Below are 16,704 nucleotides of genomic sequence, written 5' to 3'. Positions count from 1 at the left end.
GCACGGCACGTCGCCCCGGTTGCGGGCGGTCGAGGCTGGCCATGGCGAGCGCCTGGGGCAAATCGCTGAAACGCTGGCGCAGGGTTTGGGCTCTTTGCCAGGTCTGTTCATGCTGGGGATGGCTGTCGCGCCAGTGCTGCAAGGCGGCGTGATCGCCCTCGGTGGCCGCGCCGGATTCGAGCAGCGCCAGCCACTGGGCGGCGGCGCGCGCGACGTCGCGGCTCACAGCTCCACCAGCAGGCAATGCTCGTAGGCCTGGGCCATGTAGCGCTTCACCGTACGTTCGGACACGTCAAGGCGCTCGGCAATCTCGCGGTAACCCAGGCCTTCCAGCTGGCTCCATAGAAACGCACGGCGCACCAGCACGGGCAAGCCGTCGAGCAATTCATCCAGGGCTTGCAGGGTTTCCAGCACCAGCCAGCGCTGTTCGGGCGACGGCACACAGGTGTCGGGCAAGGTAGCCAGGGCATTCAGATACGCCTGTTCGAGGCTGCGGCGCTGATGGAAATTCACCAGCAGGCGCTTGCCCACTGTCACCAGGTACGCCCGGGGTTCCTGCATCTGCGCAATCGGCTGCGCACTGGCAAGCACCCGCAGGAACGTATCCTGGCTCAGGTCGGCCGCATCCCAGGCATTGCCCAGGCGTCGCCGCAGCCAGCTTTCCAGCCAACTGCGATGGTCACGGTACAAGCTCGATAGCGTCAGTTCAGGAGCGTGCGTGGGGACAACAGCATCATTCATGGCAACAACCTGCACGGCGCGACTGAGTCTCAAATGAGATTCATTCTATTTAATATCGTGCCGGGACACCATGATCTTTTCAACTTCGCGTTTATACAGACGCCTCGGCATCAAACACGTGCCCACGCCCCACGACACTGCCTGGCACCAACAGCGCCCCAGGCGCCAGCACCGCGTTAGCGCCGATCCGACATTGATCCCCCAGCAACGCGCCAAACTTGTCGCAACCGCAGCGCTGCAATACCCCGTCGACCCGCACCAGCACTTCCTTGTCGTCCCGCTCGTTGCGGTAGTTGGCGACGATACTTCCCGCCTCGAGGTTGACCCCATGGCCCAGCACTGAATCACCGACAAAGTTGAAGTGGGCCAGCTTGCTGCCACTGAACATGAAGGTGGTTTTCAGTTCGGCGCCGGGGCCGATGATGCAGTGCTCATCCACCCAGCAACCACCCCGCAGCAGCGAGCCGCTGGCGATAAAGCAATGGGCGCCGATGATCAGGGGCGGCTTGAGCAAGGCACCGGGTTCGACGATGGCGGTACGGTGGATGGCGACTTCGTCCTTCACGCTGTACTCGTCGGCCGGCAGTTCGGCGAGCATCTGGCGAACAACGGCCGGCGCCTGGGCGACCAGGGCCCAGGGCGCCAGGCCGGCCCACGGGGCCAGGGGGGATTGAGCAAGGTTGGCGATGTAGTCGGTGAGTCGAATCAAGGTCGAGCCCTCACGTGGTCAGAGACAGTCAAGAAAACCCACATTGGCGATCATTCGACCTCGAGTACAGCACTTCCAGGCCCTCGCCTCTCACAGACCGCGCTTGCGCAGCCACTGCAAAAAGCCCTTCTTCACCGGCACCACCGGCGCGTCCTGGGTCAGGACCTGGGCGGCATGCAGGCGGAATTCCAAGAGTGCCTTCATCGCCTCGCTAATGTCGCGGCGCGCGTCCAGGCACGGTTTCAGGTATTCGTTCTCGATGCGGTACAGCGTGCAGAACGTCTTGGCGGAAAAGTCCGCCAGCACGGCCTGGTCGGACAGGATCCCGGCCTCGCCAATCACTTCTCCCGGCCCCATGCGCCCGGCTTCGAATACATGGCCGCCCTTGGTCAACATCACCGAGACCACGCCGGACTCGACGATAAACAAATGATCACTGACCTCCCCCGCCGGCAGGATCATCTCGCCGGCGCGGTAGGTGTGCAGGGTCATGTTCTGGCTGAAGGTGTCTTTCTCTTCCTGGCGCAGGGTGGAGAAAATCGATGAACGCTCCAGCAACGCCCGCGCGGCGGACATGGCCGGCGGCGCGCTGCTTTCGGTGGCGGACAGCACAGCCACGCCCGCCGCTTGCAGGTGCCGGAACGCCAGGTCATAGAGCTGGTTGCGCACCTCGCGCTTGAGGGCCATGGCTGGCACGAAGCCGCTGATTTCATACTCCACGCCGCCACTGGCAGAGGTCTTGAACGCCACGCTCGGCGCCGGCTTGGCCAACAGTGGCCGACACCCCTGCATCGCACGCTCCAGCGCCTCGATCACGGTTTGCGGGCGCGCATGGGGGCTGACCTGCAGGCTGACCGCCAGGCCGAACATATCCGCCGGGCGCGAAAAGTTGATGATCTTGGCCTTGGCCGCCAGGGAGTTGGGGATCACCGCCAGGCTGCCCTGGGAGGTTTGCAGGCGCGTGGCACGCCAGTCGATGTCGGTGACCCGCCCTTCGGTACCGTCGATGGAGATCCAGTCGTCGATCTGATAAGGCTTGGTGGTGTTGAGCACGATCCCAGAAAACACATCGCTCAGGGTACTTTGCAACGCCAGGCCGACGATGATCGCCACCGCACCGGAGGTGGCCAGCACTCCCTTGACCGGCAGGTCGAGCACGTAGGCCATGGCGGCGATGATCGCGATGAGGAAAATCACCGCGCCCATCAGGTCCTGCAACAATCGCCCGGTGTGACCCACCCGCTGCATCATCACCGCGCCCAGCAACACCGTCAGCGTGCGCGCCGCAAACAGCCACCAGCCGATCTGCAAGGCCGTGGCGGCCAGGTGCAAGGCGGTACTGTCGGCATAGGGCGCAAGTTGCATGGGGTTCATGCCGTCGTTGAACAGCACGGCACTGAACACGGCAAAAATCGCCAACCGCGCAGCCAGCTTCCAATTGGCCAGGTCGGCAGAGATCAGGCGCCACACGGCGATGTCGATAAAGATCAGCGCCACGGCGCACAACATCGGGTGATCAGCGATAAATGAGGGCATCCAGGCGACTCCAGGGCGAATGACGGGAAGATCGCATGAAATGGGGGTTGCGCAAACAAAATGTATTGCTGCGCAACGGTGGTGAACGGGCTTGTTGTGGTGAGCGGGCTTGCCCCGCGCTGGGGCGCGAAGCGGCCCTGAAACCATCTGCCTCGGAACGTCTGGAAAACCGCGTCGAGTTTATTGGGGCTGCTGCGCAGCCCAGCGCGGGGCAAGCCCGCTCACCACAACAAGTCGGCTTGCCACCACCACTCAACTCACCCCTGAAAACCTGCATCCACAGGTTTTCAGGTGATCCGTCAGGCCTGCATCCGCCCAAACTTACCCGATTGGAAATCCGCAAACGCCTGGTGAATCTCCTGCTCGGTATTCATCACAAACGGTCCATGCCCAACGATAGGCTCGTCAATCGGTTCGCCGCTGAGCAGCAGGACCTTGGCGTCGTCGTTGGCCTCCAGGATGAGTTGGCGGCCATCGCGGTCGAACAACGCCAGTTGGCCTTGGCGTGCGACGTCTTCGCCATTGACCAGCACCGTGCCGCGCAGGATCACCAGGGCAGTGTTGCGCCCGGCGTGCAGGTCGAGGGTGACGGGCTTGCCGGCGTTGAGGCGCAGGTCCCACACATCGATCGGCGTGAAGGTGCGCGCCGGTCCCTGGGTGCCGGCGAATTCACCGGCGATCAGGCGCAGGTGGCCGGCGTCGTTGGCCAGGGGCAGCACGGGGATATCGCCGTCGACGATGGTCTGGTAGCCCGCGTCGGCCATTTTGTCCTTGGCGGGCAGGTTGACCCACAGTTGCACCATCTCCAACGCACCGCCGCTGCGGGCGAAGGCGGCGGAGTGGAACTCCTCGTGGAGGATGCCCTTGGCGGCGGTCATCCATTGCACATCGCCCGGGCCGATTTTGCCGCCGGCGCCGGTGGAATCGCGGTGTTCGACTTCGCCATCGTAGACGATGGTCACGGTTTCAAAACCGCGATGGGGGTGCTGGCCGACGCCGCGACGCTGGTCTGTCGGGTTGAAATCGGCCGGCCCGGCGTGGTCCAGGAGCAGGAATGGGCTGATGTGCTTGCCCATCGAGTCGTAGGAAAACAGCGTACGCACGGGAAAGCCGTCGCCGACCCAATGGGCGCGAGGGCTGGTGTAGATGCCGATGAGTTTTTTCATGGTAGTCCTCCAAAGTGCATACACCTTAAAACTCGCAGCAATTCGGCGCTAGACGGTAAAAATAACCTTGATCGTCCTACCGGCAGGACGATCTACGACTGCAGCCTCACAAAAACAGCGTTAATGATAATGACTCGTAGTAATATCCGCCCTCTCCCGCTCAACCCTCGAGGGCTGCAATGCCGTTTGCCCCTGCGCCTGCCGCACCGCGCGTACTGGTGGTGGATGACCACCGCAAGATTCGTGAACCCTTGGCCACGTACCTGCGACGTTACACCTTTGAGGTGCGCACCGCTGAAGACGCGGCCGGCATGTGGCAATTGCTCAAGACCCAGGCGTTCGATGTGGTGGTGCTCGACGTGCTGCTGCCGGATGGCGATGGCTTTGAGTTGTGCAACCAGTTGCATCGGCGCAGCAACACCCCGGTGATCCTGCTGACCGCCCGCGACACTGCCGCCGACCGCATACGCGGCCTGGACCTGGGTGCCGACGATTACGTCACCAAGCCGTTCGAGCCCCGGGAGCTGGTGGCGCGTATCAACAGCGTGCTGCGCCGTCAGGGCCGCGCGACCGGCCCCACCGCGCCCGGCACTGGCGCACGGGCCTATGAGTTTGCCGGCTGGCACTTCAGTGTGACCAGCGCCACCTTGCGCCGCGACGGCAGCCCGGCCATCCAGCTCAGCACTGCCGAAAGCCGGCTGTTGCAAGTGTTCCTCGCCCACCCCAACACCCTGTTGCCCCGCGAACGCTTGATCGACCTCACCGCCGCCGCCGACAGCGATGTCAGCGACCGCGCCATCGACCGGCAAGTCAGCCGCCTGCGCCGCAAGCTGGCCCAGGGCGATGCCACCCCGGAACTGTTACGCACCATCTGGGGCGGCGGTTATCTATTGGCCGCCGAGGTCAGCGAATGTACGCCCTGAACCGGCTGTGGCCGCGGACCCTGGCACGGCAGTTGAGCCTGTTGTTGCTGCTGGCACTGCTGGCGTCGAACGCCATTGCGATGTTGTTCCTGCAGCGCACCGGCAGCCTGATCCACCCGCTGTCGCGCAGTTTCAGCCTGGAGCGCCTGGGGATTGCCCATCACACGGCAATCGACCTGACCTCGAGTGAAACCGCGCACCTGCTGGCCGGCATGAGCACCGACGACACGCGCTTCTGGATCGGCCCCACGCCGGAGGTGGCGCCGTTTGCGCAACGCCCGGAAGAACAGCGCCTGGCCAACGAGCTGCGCCGCCAATTACAGCTGGATAACGCCGCCGCCATCGGCATGCAGTTGGAACGCATCAGCGGCGCCGACGCCCGCACCCATGTGTTCAGCCCCGCCGGCTGGGCGCCGTTGCGCCTGCGCAGCAGCGTGCCGCTGCCCAACGGTACCTACCTGAATGCCGTGCAATACCCCGCCGGCGCCTATGAATGGGGTCGCGTCCTGGCCTACAGCCTGCCGGTGACGACCCTGCCGGTGCTGCTGATCGTGATGTTTTTCATTGCCCGCGTGGTGCGCCCGATCAAGACCCTGGCCAAGGCCACCGAGCGCGTCAGCCGCGGTGAATGGATCGCCCCGCTGCCGGAAACCGGCCCACAGGAAGCCCGCGACCTCACTGCCGCCTTCAACACCATGCAGGCCAACCTCGCACGGCATGTCGAAGGCCGCACGCGGATGCTCGCAGCGGTCAGCCATGACTTGAATACGCCGATCACCGAACTGCGCCTGCAAGTGGAATTGCTGGAGCCCGGCGCAGCCCGCGATGACATGCTCGAAAGCCTCGCGGAATTGAGTGCCATGGTGCGTGAAACCCTGAATTTCGTGCGCGATGACACGGTGCAGGAACCTACCGCTACGACTTCATTGAACGACCTGCTGGATGACCTGGCCAAGCGTTACCAACGCCTTCAGCAGCCCGTCACCTGGGCCGGCGCACCGCCCTTGCTGCTGACCTGCCGCCCGCTGGCGCTCAAACGTGCACTGACCAACCTGATTGACAACGCCCTGCGCCATGCCGGCGATGCCGACCTGAGCCTGGTTCGCGAGGACAACGGCTGGCTGCGCATCGAGATTCTCGACCACGGCCAAGGTCTACCCGAGGCGTGGTTGAGCAAAGTCTTCGAGCCCTTCGTACAACGGGGTGTCAGTGACGGCGGCGTGGGGCTGGGCCTGGCGATCGCACGGTCGTGCATCCAGGCCCATGGCGGTGAACTGGTCTTGGAGAATCGCCCACCGGCCGGCCTGTGCGCGGTGGTGCGATTGCCCACCGCGCTCTAGAAGTTGAGCGTGGCGCCCATCCACAGGGTGCGGCCGTAGTTCACCGTGCCATAGGTTTCATCGTCCAGGCGCTTGTCGGTGAGGTTGTTCAGGGAGGCGTTGAGGGTCAACGAATCGCTCACGTCATAGGAGCCGCCCAGGTCGGCGGTGGTGTAGCCCGGCGCCGGTTCGTCGGTGGTGATGGTGTTGCCGGTTTCCTCGCCGTAGTAGCTCAGCGAAGCCCAGGCCTGGGTGCGATCGTTAATGGTCCACTCGGTACGCACATTGGCTTTTTGCTCAGGGGTGAGGGCCAGGGGCGCGCCTTTGTTGGCGCCGCTTTTCTGCTCGGAGTCAGTGTAGGTGTAGTTGGCTTTGAGCAGCACGCTGGGGTTGATGTCCCATTGGCCGTTGAGCTCAACGCCCTGGATGATCGCCTTGTCGACGTTGACCCGCTCCATGATGGTGTAGCCGTTCCAGCGCCGGTCGGTGGTGACGGTGGAAAGCTTGTCCTGGAAGTCGTTGTAGAACAGCGTCACGCCGCCGGACAGGTTGTCGCGGTTGCTCCACAGCGCCGAGACTTCATAGTTGGTGCTGGTCTCGGGCTTGAGGTCCGGGTTGCCGAACATCACGAAGCGGTTGCGGCGCAGGTAGGCGTAATCCTCGACGACCGCACGCAGCTCGGGGGCCTTAAAGCCACGTGCAACACCGCCCTTGAACGTCCACTGCTCGGTGGCGCGCCACACCCCGTAGACCCGCGGGCTGAGGTGGGCGCCGTACTCTTCGTGCTCATCCAGGCGCAGGCCGGTGGTCAGGGCGAAGCTGTCGGTCATCGACCACTCGTTTTCCGCGAACAGGGCTTTTTGCACCACCGAGAATTTATAGTCGACGCGGTCACCGAGGCCCTGGTTCCAGTCGGTGAGCTCGCTTTTATTCCATTGCACGCCCACGGTGCTGACGTTATGGGCGGTGGGCACCACCAGCTTGGCGTCAAACACGCTGTTCTTGATCTCGGGTTTGCGCCCGTAGATGTCAGTCTGCGCCGGTGTCGCCTTGCCTTCACGGCTGGAGGTTTCCTGGGACAAGGCAATGTCCGAGGTGGCCCAGCCCCAGCGGCCCTGGTGGGACAGCGACCAGTGATCGCGGTTGTTTTCCTGTTCGCGGGTGGCCCAGTTGGCGCTCATGCCGTCGCCATTCTTCAAGCGCGTGGCGCCGGCTTCCAGCAGGATGTCGTGGTCGATAGTGGGGGTGAAGGCCAGGCGCGCGGTGAGGTCCCGGTGGTCAGCCTTGCTGAAGCCATTGGTCTGCTCGATGTCGTCATCGGCCTGGCGATCCAGGTAGCGGCCCCACACCTGCAAACCGAGGAAATCTTCCTTGAGCGGACCACTGAGGTAGAACTGGGTCTGGCGTGCATTACCCTGGTCACTGTGCTGACGCGCCGAGTAGTCATACCCGATGGAGCCGCCCCAGGTCGGTGAGACCTTGCGCGTAATCACGTTGATCACCCCGCCGATGGCATCCGAGCCGTACAGTGACGACATCGGCCCGCGCACCACTTCAATCCGCTCGATGGCCGCGGCGGGTGGCACAAAGCTCTGTTCGTAGCCACTGTTGCCGTTGACCCGCGATTCCCGCGCACTCTGGCGCTTGCCGTCGACCATGATCAGGGTGTAGTCGGCCGGCATGCCCCGGATGGAGATGTCGGTTTCATTCGCTCCGCCGTTGACGGTCACGCCTTCCACATCTTTAACCGCGTCGCCGAGGTCGCGGTAGGACTTGCGACGCAGCGCCTCGCCATCGATCACGGTGACCGAGGCCGGTGCGTCTTCCGCACTTTGCGCAAAACCGGATGCAGTCACCACTACATCATTGAGTTCCAGTGCAACAGGCTCATCGGCGTGGGCATGAAGACTGGCGGCAACCAGCAGGGCCAGGGGCGAGAAACGAAAAGCAGGCAGCATGGGCGAAGACCTTCGGATTAGACTCAAAAGAGAATCGTAATCATCCAGCCCCGAATAACTTGGACAAAGTGTGACAGCTCAAGCCGCCGCGACCTCTGCGGTACGGCGCTCACGCAACAGATGGAAGGCCACGAAAGCCGTCACGGCAAAACACGCCTGGATCACGATCATCGGTGTTGCACTGCCGTCACGCAGATGGCTCAGTAACAGGCCGCTGCAGGTCGCGCCGAACATCTGCGCAAAGCCCATCAAGCCGGCCGCCAAACCGGCACGGTGAGCGTTGGGCATGACCCCTCCGGTCACAGACCCGGGCAATACCAGGCCGCCGCCGAGGGTCGCCAGCGCAATGGGAATATCCAGGCCCAGCACCGACAGGCCAAACAGCGCATAAATCACCAGTGCGGCAATCCCGCCCATGGCTACCAGCGTCACGCCCATCGCCACAATCCGTTGCGGCCCCAGGCGCTGGATGTTGCGTCGGGTGTAGGTGGAACCGATGATCAGCATCGACACGATCAGGCCAAAATTGATGCCGTACTCCAGGCTGCTCAAGCCCAACAGATTGATATACACCGCCGAGGAACCGGCGATCACCGCGAACATGGCGCCATAGGTACACGCCAGCGCCACGGCGAACGCGCGGTACTGGCGGCCCTTGAGCAGGTCCAGGTATTGCCCGCCGAGGGTGCGCCAGTGGCCGGCCTTGGGGTCGAGGAAGTGGTTGCTCTCGCGAAAGAACAGCAGCGCCAGCAGCAGCACCCCACTGCCAATCACCAGTGCCAGCAGGATCGGCGCACGCCAGCCCAGCAGCTTGATCAGCAGGCCGCCGACCATCGGTGCGACGACGATGGCGTACAGCATGCCGATCATGGTCAGCGCCAGCGCCGGCCCCGCCTCGGCCTTCCACACGTCACGCACCACGGTACGCGCCAGTACCAGCGCAGCGCAGGCGCCGAGGCCTTGCACGACGCGAGCGGCGATAAATTGCTGGATGTCATTGACCAGCAGCATCGACAAGGTCGCCAGCACATACAGCAACAGCCCGCCGAGCAGCACCGGACGGCGGCCGATGCGGTCCGACAGCGGGCCGAACAGCAGTTGCCCCAGGCCAAAGGCGGCCACGAACGCCGACAGGGCCATCAGTGCCGACCCCGGTGGCGCCAACAGGGCGTGCTCGATCAGACCCAAGCCTGGAATGATCAATTGGGTCGAGACTTCACCCAGCGCCGTCAAGGCCACCAGTAAAAACAACAAGCTTCGCGATGGGGCCGGGGCGTTCGACATGGGGATTATCCGAGGCTGGATTTATTTATATTTCGACCATAATATGCGTAAAAAATTATGTCCATAATTTTTTGCCCAATGGTAATCCCCGGAGCCCGACATGATCCCTCTCCCCTCGCGCCTTCTCACGCCCCTGGCCCTGTTGATCATCCTCAGCGGCTGCAACAGCCAGGCCGACACCGCCGCCCAAGCGCCGCAACCGCGTCCGGTACTCGCCGCCAAGGTCGAAGCCGCCGGCACTCAGCAAAGCGCCTATACCGGCGTGGTGGCTGCGCGTACGGAAAGCGACCTGGGCTTCCGGGTCAGCGGCAAGGTCATCGAACGCAAGGTCGACCCCGGCCAGCACGTTTCCCGTGGCGACACCCTGCTGGTGCTCGACATCGGCGACTTCGAGCTGGCCCTGCGTTCGGCGAAAAACCGCGTCAACGCCGCCCAGGCACAACTGCGTCAGCGCCGTGACGATGAAAACCGCTACCAGCGCCTGGCCAGTACCGGTGCCGTGTCACGACAGATCTTCGACCAGTCGGCGACTAACTTGCGCGTGGCCGAGGCCGAGTTGGCCGCGGCGCAATCCGACGCCAGTCAGATCGAGAACCGCCGCACTTATTCGGTGCTCAAGGCCGATGGCGACGGCATCATCACCGACGTGCGGGTGGACCGCGGCCAAGTGGTCGCCGAAGGGCAAATCGTCGCGCGCCTGGCCCATGACGGTGCCCGCGAAGCCATCGTCAACCTGCCGGAAAACCAGCGCGACCAGGCCGCGCAAAAAGCCCTGGCCTTCCCCTTCGGCGCCCCGGACCAGGCGGTGACGGCGACCTTGCGCGAACTGTCGGCCAGCGCCGATCCCACCACCCGCACCTACCGCGCCCGTTATGTGCTGCACGGTAACGTCGAGCGCTTCGCCCTCGGCTCGACCATCACCGTGCGCCTGCAAGGCGACGGCCAGGCACAACAAACCCGCGTACCGATCGGCGCCTTGCACGATGCAGGGCAAGGCACCGGTGTGTGGTTGATCGGCGCGGATGACAAGGTCAGCTTCGCCGCCGTCAAGGTCGCCAGCCTCGGCCAGGAAGACGCCCTGCTCAACAGCGGCGTGAACCCCGGCCAGGTCGTCGTCGCCCTCGGTGCGCACCTGTTGCACGGTGGCGACGCGGTGCGCCTGTTGCCCGCCCAGGTGCTGGCCCTCAACCGCAAACAGGACCAATGAGCATGCGCGGCATCAACCTCTCGGAACTGGCGGTCAAGCACCGCGCAGTCACGCTGTTTTTGATCATTGCGATCCTCGCCGCCGGGATCTTCTCGTTCGGCAAACTGGGACGCGCCGAAGACCCCTCGTTTACCGTCAAGGTCATGACCATTACCGCCGCCTGGCCCGGCGCCACTGCCCAGGAGATGCAGGAGCAGGTGGCCGACCGCCTGGAGAAGCGCCTGCAGGAACTGGACTACTACGACCGCGTCGAGACCATCGCCCAGCCAGGCTTTGTGTCGATGCGCATGACCTACAAGGAGTCCACGCGCCCCAGCGAAATCCAGGAGCTGTTCTACCAGACGCGCAAAAAACTCAGCGATGAAGCCGCGAGGCTGCCCAACGGGGTGATCGGGCCGTTCTTCAACGATGAATATTCCGATGTGTACTTCGCCCTGTACGCCCTGGAGGCCGAGCACTTGCCCCATCGGCAACAGGTGCAGATGGCCGAGGAGTTGCGCCAGGGCCTGCTCAACCTGCCGGGGGTGAAGAAGGTCAATATCCTCGGCGAGCAGGCCCAGCGGATTTTTGTCGAGTTCTCCTATGAGCGCCTGGCGACCCTGGGGATCAAGCCGGAGCAGATCTTCGCTGCCCTCGCCGCGCAGAACGCCGTGGCCCCGTCAGGTTTTGTCGAAACCGCAGGCGCGCGCGCCTATATCCGTATCGACGGTGCCTTCGATAGCCTGGCGCTGATCGAAAACGTGCCCCTGGAAGTCAACGGTCGCGTGCTGCGCATTGCCGATGTAGCCAGCGTCAGCCGCGGTTATGAAGACCCGCCCAGCTACCGCATCCGCCACCAGGGCGACCCGGCGCTGATGCTCGGCGTGATCATGGAAAAACACTGGAACGGTCTGGAGCTGGACAAAAGCCTCAAGGCCGAGGAAGCCCGGATCCAGGCGGACCTGCCGTTGGGCGTGAACTTCGCCAAAGTCTCCGACCAGGCGAAAAACATCAGCCTGGCGGTGAATGAATTCATGCTCAAATTCTTCGTTGCCCTGGCGGTGGTGATGCTCATCAGCCTGCTGGCCCTGGGCTTTCGCGTCGGCCTGGTGGTGGCGGCTGCGGTGCCGCTGACCTTGTCGGTGGTGTTTGTGATCATGCTGCTCACCGGGCGTGAGTTCGACCGCATTACCCTGGGTGCACTGATCATTTCCCTGGGCCTGCTGGTGGATGACGCCATCATCGCCATTGAAATGATGGTGGTAAAACTGGAGGAAGGTTTTGACCGGGTTCATGCAGCCACCTTCGCCTGGAGCTCCACGGCGGCGCCGATGCTCACCGGTACGCTGGTGACGATCATCGGCTTTCTGCCGGTGGGATTTGCACGGTCCGGTGCGGGGGAATACGCCGGCAATATCTTCTGGATCGTCGGCTTTGCGCTGATCTCGTCCTGGCTGGTGGCGGTGGTGTTCACGCCGTACCTGGGTGTGAAGTTGCTGCCGCAGATCAAACCGGTGCCCGGTGGCCACGACGCGATTTACGCCGGGCGCTATTACCAGAAACTGCGTGATTTGGTCGAAGCCTGCGTACGCAGGCGTTGGCTGGTGACCGGGTTGGTGATCGCTGCCTTTGTACTGTGCGTACTGGGCATGGCCGTGGTGAAGAAACAGTTCTTCCCCAACTCCGACCGTTCCGAGCTGATTCTTGAGGTGTATATGCCGCCCGGCAGTGCCTTCAAGAGCACCGAGGCGGTGGCAGCGCAGTTGGAAAAGGCGCTGCTGCAAGAGCCGCAGACCAGCATGGTCGACACCTATGTGGGCGGTGGTGCACCGCGTTTCTTCCTGTCGCTGAACCCCGAAATGCCGGACCCGGCGTTTGCCAAGCTGATCGTGCAGACGCCGGACTCTCACGCCCGTGACGCCTTGAAGCTGCGCATGCGTGAGCGAATTGCGGCCGGTGAGTTTCCGGCGGCGCGGGTGCGGGTCACCCAGTTGCTGTTCGGCCCGCCGGTGCCCTTCCCCGTGGTGTTCCGCGTGTCCGGCCCCAATGTGGAGGTACTGCGCGGCGTGTCCGAGGACGTGCGCAAGGTCGTTGCCGCCAACGCGCTGACCAAGGACGCCTTTCTCGATTGGGGCGAGCGCACCAGCGGTTATCGCCTGGTGCTGGATCAAGACCGCCTGCGCCTGCTCGGTTTTACCCCCAACGAGGTCAAATCCCAGCTCAACGCCTTGCTCAGCGGCAACCCGATCACCGAAGTGCGTGAGGGCAACCGCACCGTGTCCGTGGTCGCCCGCGCCCAGGGCAACCAGCGCGAGAACCTCGGCAACCTCAACAACATGACCCTGACCAACAGCGCCGGCACGTCGGTGCCCCTGGCCCAGGTCGGGCAGTTCCAGGCGGTGATGGAAGAGCCGATCCTCAAGCGCCGCAACCGCGCGAGCACCGTGGAAGTGCGTGCCGACATCATCGACGGCGTGCAACCGCCCGACGTGGAAATGGCCGTGTACAAAGACCTGCAACCGCTGATCGCCCGGCTGCCGGCCGGTTACCGGATCGACATCGGCGGCCCGGTGGAAGAAAGCGCCAAGGCCAACGTTGCGCTGGCGGCGCTGTTCCCGATCATGATCCTGCTGACCCTCACGGTGATCATGTTCCAGGTGCGTTCCTTCGGCGTGATGTTCATGGTCTTCGCCACCGCGCCGCTGGGCTTGATTGGCGCGGTGCCGACCTTGCTGCTGTTCAACCAGCCGTTCGGGTTCAACGCGATCCTGGGCTTGATCGGGATCGGCGGGATCCTGATGCGCAACACGTTGATCTTTACCGACCAGATCCGCCAGAACCAGGAGCATGGCATGGCGATCCACGCGGCGATTGTCGAGGCCACGGTGCGGCGCGCGCGGCCGGTGATATTGACCGCGCTGGCGGCGGCGCTGGCGTTTATTCCGCTGACGTTGTCGGTGTTCTGGTCGTCCCTGGCATTCGTGCTGATTGGCGGGGTGGTGGTGGGCACGGTGTTGACGCTGTTGTTTCTGCCGGCGCTGTGCAGCCTGGTGCTGGGGCGGGAGAAGACAAAAATTGTCGAAACGCCCCACGTAAGCGCCGGATAAGCGCTACTCCCCTGCCCTGAAAACCGCTGCAAAGTCCCTCGCCTGAATACACAGTGCGAGGGATTGCAGATGGTGGTTTTCGTTAAAGCCCCGGTTGAAGGGGCTGTTTCATGATCGAGGTGACCCGCCAAGCCATTGGCTACCTGGTGCTGGCCGCCATGGATTCAAAGACGCGGGACGTCGAATCCGTTCTCAGCGACTTCGGGCGCTGCCTCAATACCTACGAGACCTGGGCGGAAAGCTTCTTTAGCTTTTCGGCCCTGGATATCGAACAGGTCTTCAAGGTCGGGGATGAAGTGGCGCTCATCGCGCCGATCAACCGCGCCATCCTTCCCAGCAGCACGACCGCAATGTGCCAGGCAAACGGCACGTTGACCCTGGTGCATATGTTCCAGAGCGCTCGGTTCGTGCCCATTGGCAATACGCCCGTGATGGTGCAACGCATCGATCCAGAGGGCGGCCCCCTGGGCGAGCCGATCCACAAGACCATCGGCCCCAGCGGCATCCTCGAAATCACCGAGTGTGATCGCAACCAGCAGTACCGGGTCAGCTTCTACCCCAACGTCTCCAAAGACCATTTCAAGGCGCTGTATGCCTCTTATCAGTCGGTTATCGCCCCGCTGGACAGTTGGTTGCGCAGTGAATGGGAGACCACCTTCGAACCGTTGTGGAAGGGTTACTCCGAAGCCAGCTTCCCCAAGCGCTACCTCGCCCTGCATCAAGCCTATGCCCGCGGCTTCGGCGAAGCGCTTTATTCACTCTGGGACACTGTCAAGCAGCTGTTTCAGTGGCTTGGCGACCCGCTGGCTTATGCCGAACAACTGTTGCACTACCTGTCAGCGGACAAACTTGAAAAGCTGCTGAGCCTCGGCGCCGACGCCCTCGCCAAGGGCTTGTTGGTGCTCAGCGACGAGCCGCTGCTGTTCATCTATCTGTCGGCAATGGTCAGCTGGATGCGTCTGTTGCCACCGCCCTATATGAACGAGTTGCTCGGGGAAATCAGCGCCGACGTATTGATCAACTTGTTGCTGTGTCTCGCCACTGCCGGGATGGGGATGGCGGTTCGAATAAGTACCAACGTGCTGGGCGGCATCAAGTCTCAACGTGCGCGCCGATGGTTGGAACGCATGGCTGGGCAGTTCGGAAAATCGCCCATGGATGAGCATGTCGAGCTCGCCAAACCGGTTCTGCTGGGTGGCCCTGCGACGTCGATCAAGACCATCCCGGTTGCGCCGTTGAAGGCGGGGGAGCATGTGGTTTCGAACCCGGTGCCGGCGGTTCGCGGGAAGACTCAGCAGACGGTGTTGGTCAGGCAGGAGCCTGTCGATGATGTTCCAGTTTCAGGGAAGAACCCGAATGGGGATGCGACGGCATCTTCGGATAAGACCGTCACCAACGGCTGCCCGGTGTCGATGGTTACCGGGGAGGAATTGCTCACCCTCACCGACGGCACGTTGGATGGAATTTTGCCGTTCGAGTGGACACGGTTATATCGCACCAGTGCGGTGGAAGTGGATGTCGGGTTGGGGTTTGGCTGGAGTCATTCGCTGGCGCATCGGCTTGCGGTGTCGGGCGATTCGGTGGTGTGGACGGACCATGAGAATCGCACTACTTCATTTCCGATGCCGACCGTTGCTCGACCCGCCATCACCAATAGCCTGGCCGAAGCAGCGATCTATTTGGGCGCATCGCCGGACGAACTGGTGCTGTCCCAGGCGTCGCGGTTTTATCACTTTCGCGACGGTGTGCTGGTCTCGATCAGCGATGCGTACGACAACCGGCTGCGGATTTTTCGGGATTTTCTGGGGCGGATCGAGCGGCTGGATAACGGTGCGGGGTGTGCGCTGTTCCTGCGCTATGAATCGGACCGCATCGTGGCGGTGGACTACCAGGTGCAGCGGGCCGAAGACCGTGGTCCGTATGTCTGGATTACTGAGCAGAGCATTGTTTCCTACGCCTATGACGACGCTGGCCGACTGGTCTCGGCGACCAATGCGGTAGGTGAAAGCGAGGTTTATCGCTACGACGATCAGCACGTCATTCTTGAACGTGGACTGGCCGGTGGGGCGAGTTTCTTTTGGGAATGGGAACGGTCCGGCAAAACGGCGCGATGTGTTCGGCATTGGGCCAGTTTTTCCCAGATGGATACGCGGTATGCCTGGGGGGACGACGGCCGTGTCACGCTGAATAACGCCGATGGCAGTCAGGAAGTGTATGTCCATGACGACCGGGCGCGGCTGGTGCAGCGGATTGATCCGGACGGTGCCCAGCATTTCAAATCCTACGATGCTAAAGGCCGGCTGACGGTTGAGCAGGATCCGCTGGGGGCGGTGACGGCGTATCAGTATGACGAAGCCGGACGTTTGGTGGCGTTGTTTCCGGGGGATGATGAGCCAACAACCTACGAGCATGACAACGGGTTCGTACGGGTTGTAAGGCGGGGTCTGGCGGTCTGGAAGTACGAGCGCAATGACCAGGGCGACGTCATTCGTAAGATCGATCCCGATGGTCATGTCACCGACTACAGCTATGACAAATACGGGCAACTGATTGGGGTTTGGTACCCGGACCACAGTTGTCAGCGGCTGGTGTGGAATGAGCGGGGGCAACTGGTTGAGGAGCAGTTGCCCAACGGCGGGATCAAGCGTTATCGCTATGACGATCTTGGCCGGCAGCTTGCCCGCGAGGATGAGCATGGCGCGCTGACCCAGTATCAGTGGGACAGCGTGGGTCGCTTGGTTCGCGTCGTATTACCAGGCGGTGCATGTCGGGAAT

The 16,704-nt window shown here is 62.9% G+C and carries 12 protein-coding genes; 5 read left to right on the top strand and 7 right to left on the bottom strand.

Translation table 11 applies throughout. The features are described 5' to 3' along the window. The 5 genes from BFP99_RS14480 to BFP99_RS14460 all read right to left on the bottom strand — a co-directional run. The coding region (locus BFP99_RS14480; RefSeq protein WP_141690775.1) for a DUF4880 domain-containing protein at positions 1 to 226 on the bottom strand (226 nt) is incomplete at its 3' end. Then, positions 223 to 741, bottom strand: a complete 519-nt coding sequence (locus BFP99_RS14475; RefSeq protein WP_027607930.1) for a sigma-70 family RNA polymerase sigma factor — start codon at positions 739 to 741, stop codon at positions 223 to 225. The genes BFP99_RS14475 and BFP99_RS14480, both read right to left, overlap by 4 nt. Positions 742 to 832: 91 nt before the next feature. After that, a complete protein-coding gene (locus tag BFP99_RS14470) occupies positions 833 to 1,450 on the bottom strand; it encodes an LpxA family transferase (protein ID WP_065947523.1) in 618 nt (205 codons plus the stop codon). A gap of 90 nt (positions 1,451 to 1,540) precedes the next feature. After that, a complete protein-coding gene (locus tag BFP99_RS14465; protein WP_065927776.1) occupies positions 1,541 to 2,986 on the bottom strand; it encodes a mechanosensitive ion channel domain-containing protein in 1,446 nt (481 codons plus the stop codon). A 299-nt stretch (positions 2,987 to 3,285) separates the two neighbouring features. After that, positions 3,286 to 4,152 (bottom strand): pirin family protein, encoded by an 867-nt coding sequence (locus BFP99_RS14460; RefSeq protein WP_065947522.1) that lies wholly within the window; start codon positions 4,150 to 4,152, stop codon positions 3,286 to 3,288. Between the two features lie 179 nt (positions 4,153 to 4,331). On the opposite strand from BFP99_RS14460, the gene BFP99_RS14455 reads away from it, so the two are divergent. Both BFP99_RS14455 and BFP99_RS14450 read left to right on the top strand, forming a co-directional pair. Beyond that, a complete protein-coding gene (locus BFP99_RS14455) occupies positions 4,332 to 5,075 on the top strand; it encodes a response regulator (protein ID WP_065927778.1) in 744 nt (247 codons plus the stop codon). Positions 5,076 to 5,095: 20 nt separating this feature from the next. Next, positions 5,096 to 6,415, top strand: coding sequence for an ATP-binding protein (locus BFP99_RS14450; protein WP_065947524.1), 1,320 nt, complete (start codon positions 5,096 to 5,098; stop codon positions 6,413 to 6,415). Here the strand turns inward: BFP99_RS14450 and BFP99_RS14445 are convergent. Beyond that, positions 6,412 to 8,352, bottom strand: coding sequence for a TonB-dependent receptor domain-containing protein (locus tag BFP99_RS14445; RefSeq protein ID WP_065927779.1), 1,941 nt, complete (start codon positions 8,350 to 8,352; stop codon positions 6,412 to 6,414). The two genes, BFP99_RS14450 and BFP99_RS14445, sit on opposite strands and share 4 nt — an antisense overlap. A gap of 78 nt (positions 8,353 to 8,430) precedes the next feature. Beyond that, a complete protein-coding gene (locus BFP99_RS14440; RefSeq protein WP_065947521.1) occupies positions 8,431 to 9,636 on the bottom strand; it encodes a Bcr/CflA family efflux MFS transporter in 1,206 nt (401 codons plus the stop codon). A 100-nt stretch (positions 9,637 to 9,736) separates the two neighbouring features. Between BFP99_RS14440 and BFP99_RS14435 the strand changes: the two genes are divergently transcribed. The 3 genes from BFP99_RS14435 to BFP99_RS14425 form a co-directional block, all read left to right on the top strand. After that, the gene (locus BFP99_RS14435) at positions 9,737 to 10,843 is read left to right on the top strand and encodes an efflux RND transporter periplasmic adaptor subunit (RefSeq protein ID WP_065947520.1); all 1,107 of its coding nucleotides are present in this window, start codon (positions 9,737 to 9,739) and stop codon (positions 10,841 to 10,843) included. Positions 10,844 to 10,845: 2 nt separating this feature from the next. Further along, the gene (locus BFP99_RS14430; RefSeq protein ID WP_065947519.1) at positions 10,846 to 13,929 is read left to right on the top strand and encodes an efflux RND transporter permease subunit; all 3,084 of its coding nucleotides are present in this window, start codon (positions 10,846 to 10,848) and stop codon (positions 13,927 to 13,929) included. Positions 13,930 to 14,039: 110 nt separating this feature from the next. Continuing rightward, a partial coding sequence (locus BFP99_RS14425; RefSeq protein ID WP_141690773.1) for a DUF6531 domain-containing protein occupies positions 14,040 to 16,704 on the top strand: 2,665 nt, incomplete at its 3' end.

The organism is Pseudomonas sp. 1 R 17 (assembly GCF_900067035.1).
Taxonomy (GTDB): Bacteria; Pseudomonadota; Gammaproteobacteria; order Pseudomonadales; family Pseudomonadaceae; genus Aquipseudomonas; species Aquipseudomonas marginalis.
The sequence above is the reverse complement of the archived record's forward strand: the minus strand, read 5'-3'. Positions and strand labels throughout refer to the sequence as shown.

What these genes read in the sequence shown, in the direction of transcription:
- BFP99_RS14475 (WP_027607930.1), bottom strand. Translation starts at nt 741, where the DNA reads ATGAATGATGCTGTTGTCCCCACGCACGCTCCTGAACTGACGCTATCG.
- BFP99_RS14465 (WP_065927776.1), bottom strand. Translation starts at nt 2,986, where the DNA reads ATGCCCTCATTTATCGCTGATCACCCGATGTTGTGCGCCGTGGCGCTG.
- BFP99_RS14460 (WP_065947522.1), bottom strand. Translation starts at nt 4,152, where the DNA reads ATGAAAAAACTCATCGGCATCTACACCAGCCCTCGCGCCCATTGGGTC.
- BFP99_RS14455 (WP_065927778.1), top strand. Translation starts at nt 4,332, where the DNA reads ATGCCGTTTGCCCCTGCGCCTGCCGCACCGCGCGTACTGGTGGTGGAT.
- BFP99_RS14445 (WP_065927779.1), bottom strand. Translation starts at nt 8,352, where the DNA reads ATGCTGCCTGCTTTTCGTTTCTCGCCCCTGGCCCTGCTGGTTGCCGCC.
- BFP99_RS14440 (WP_065947521.1), bottom strand. Translation starts at nt 9,636, where the DNA reads ATGTCGAACGCCCCGGCCCCATCGCGAAGCTTGTTGTTTTTACTGGTG.
- BFP99_RS14435 (WP_065947520.1), top strand. Translation starts at nt 9,737, where the DNA reads ATGATCCCTCTCCCCTCGCGCCTTCTCACGCCCCTGGCCCTGTTGATC.
- BFP99_RS14430 (WP_065947519.1), top strand. Translation starts at nt 10,846, where the DNA reads ATGCGCGGCATCAACCTCTCGGAACTGGCGGTCAAGCACCGCGCAGTC.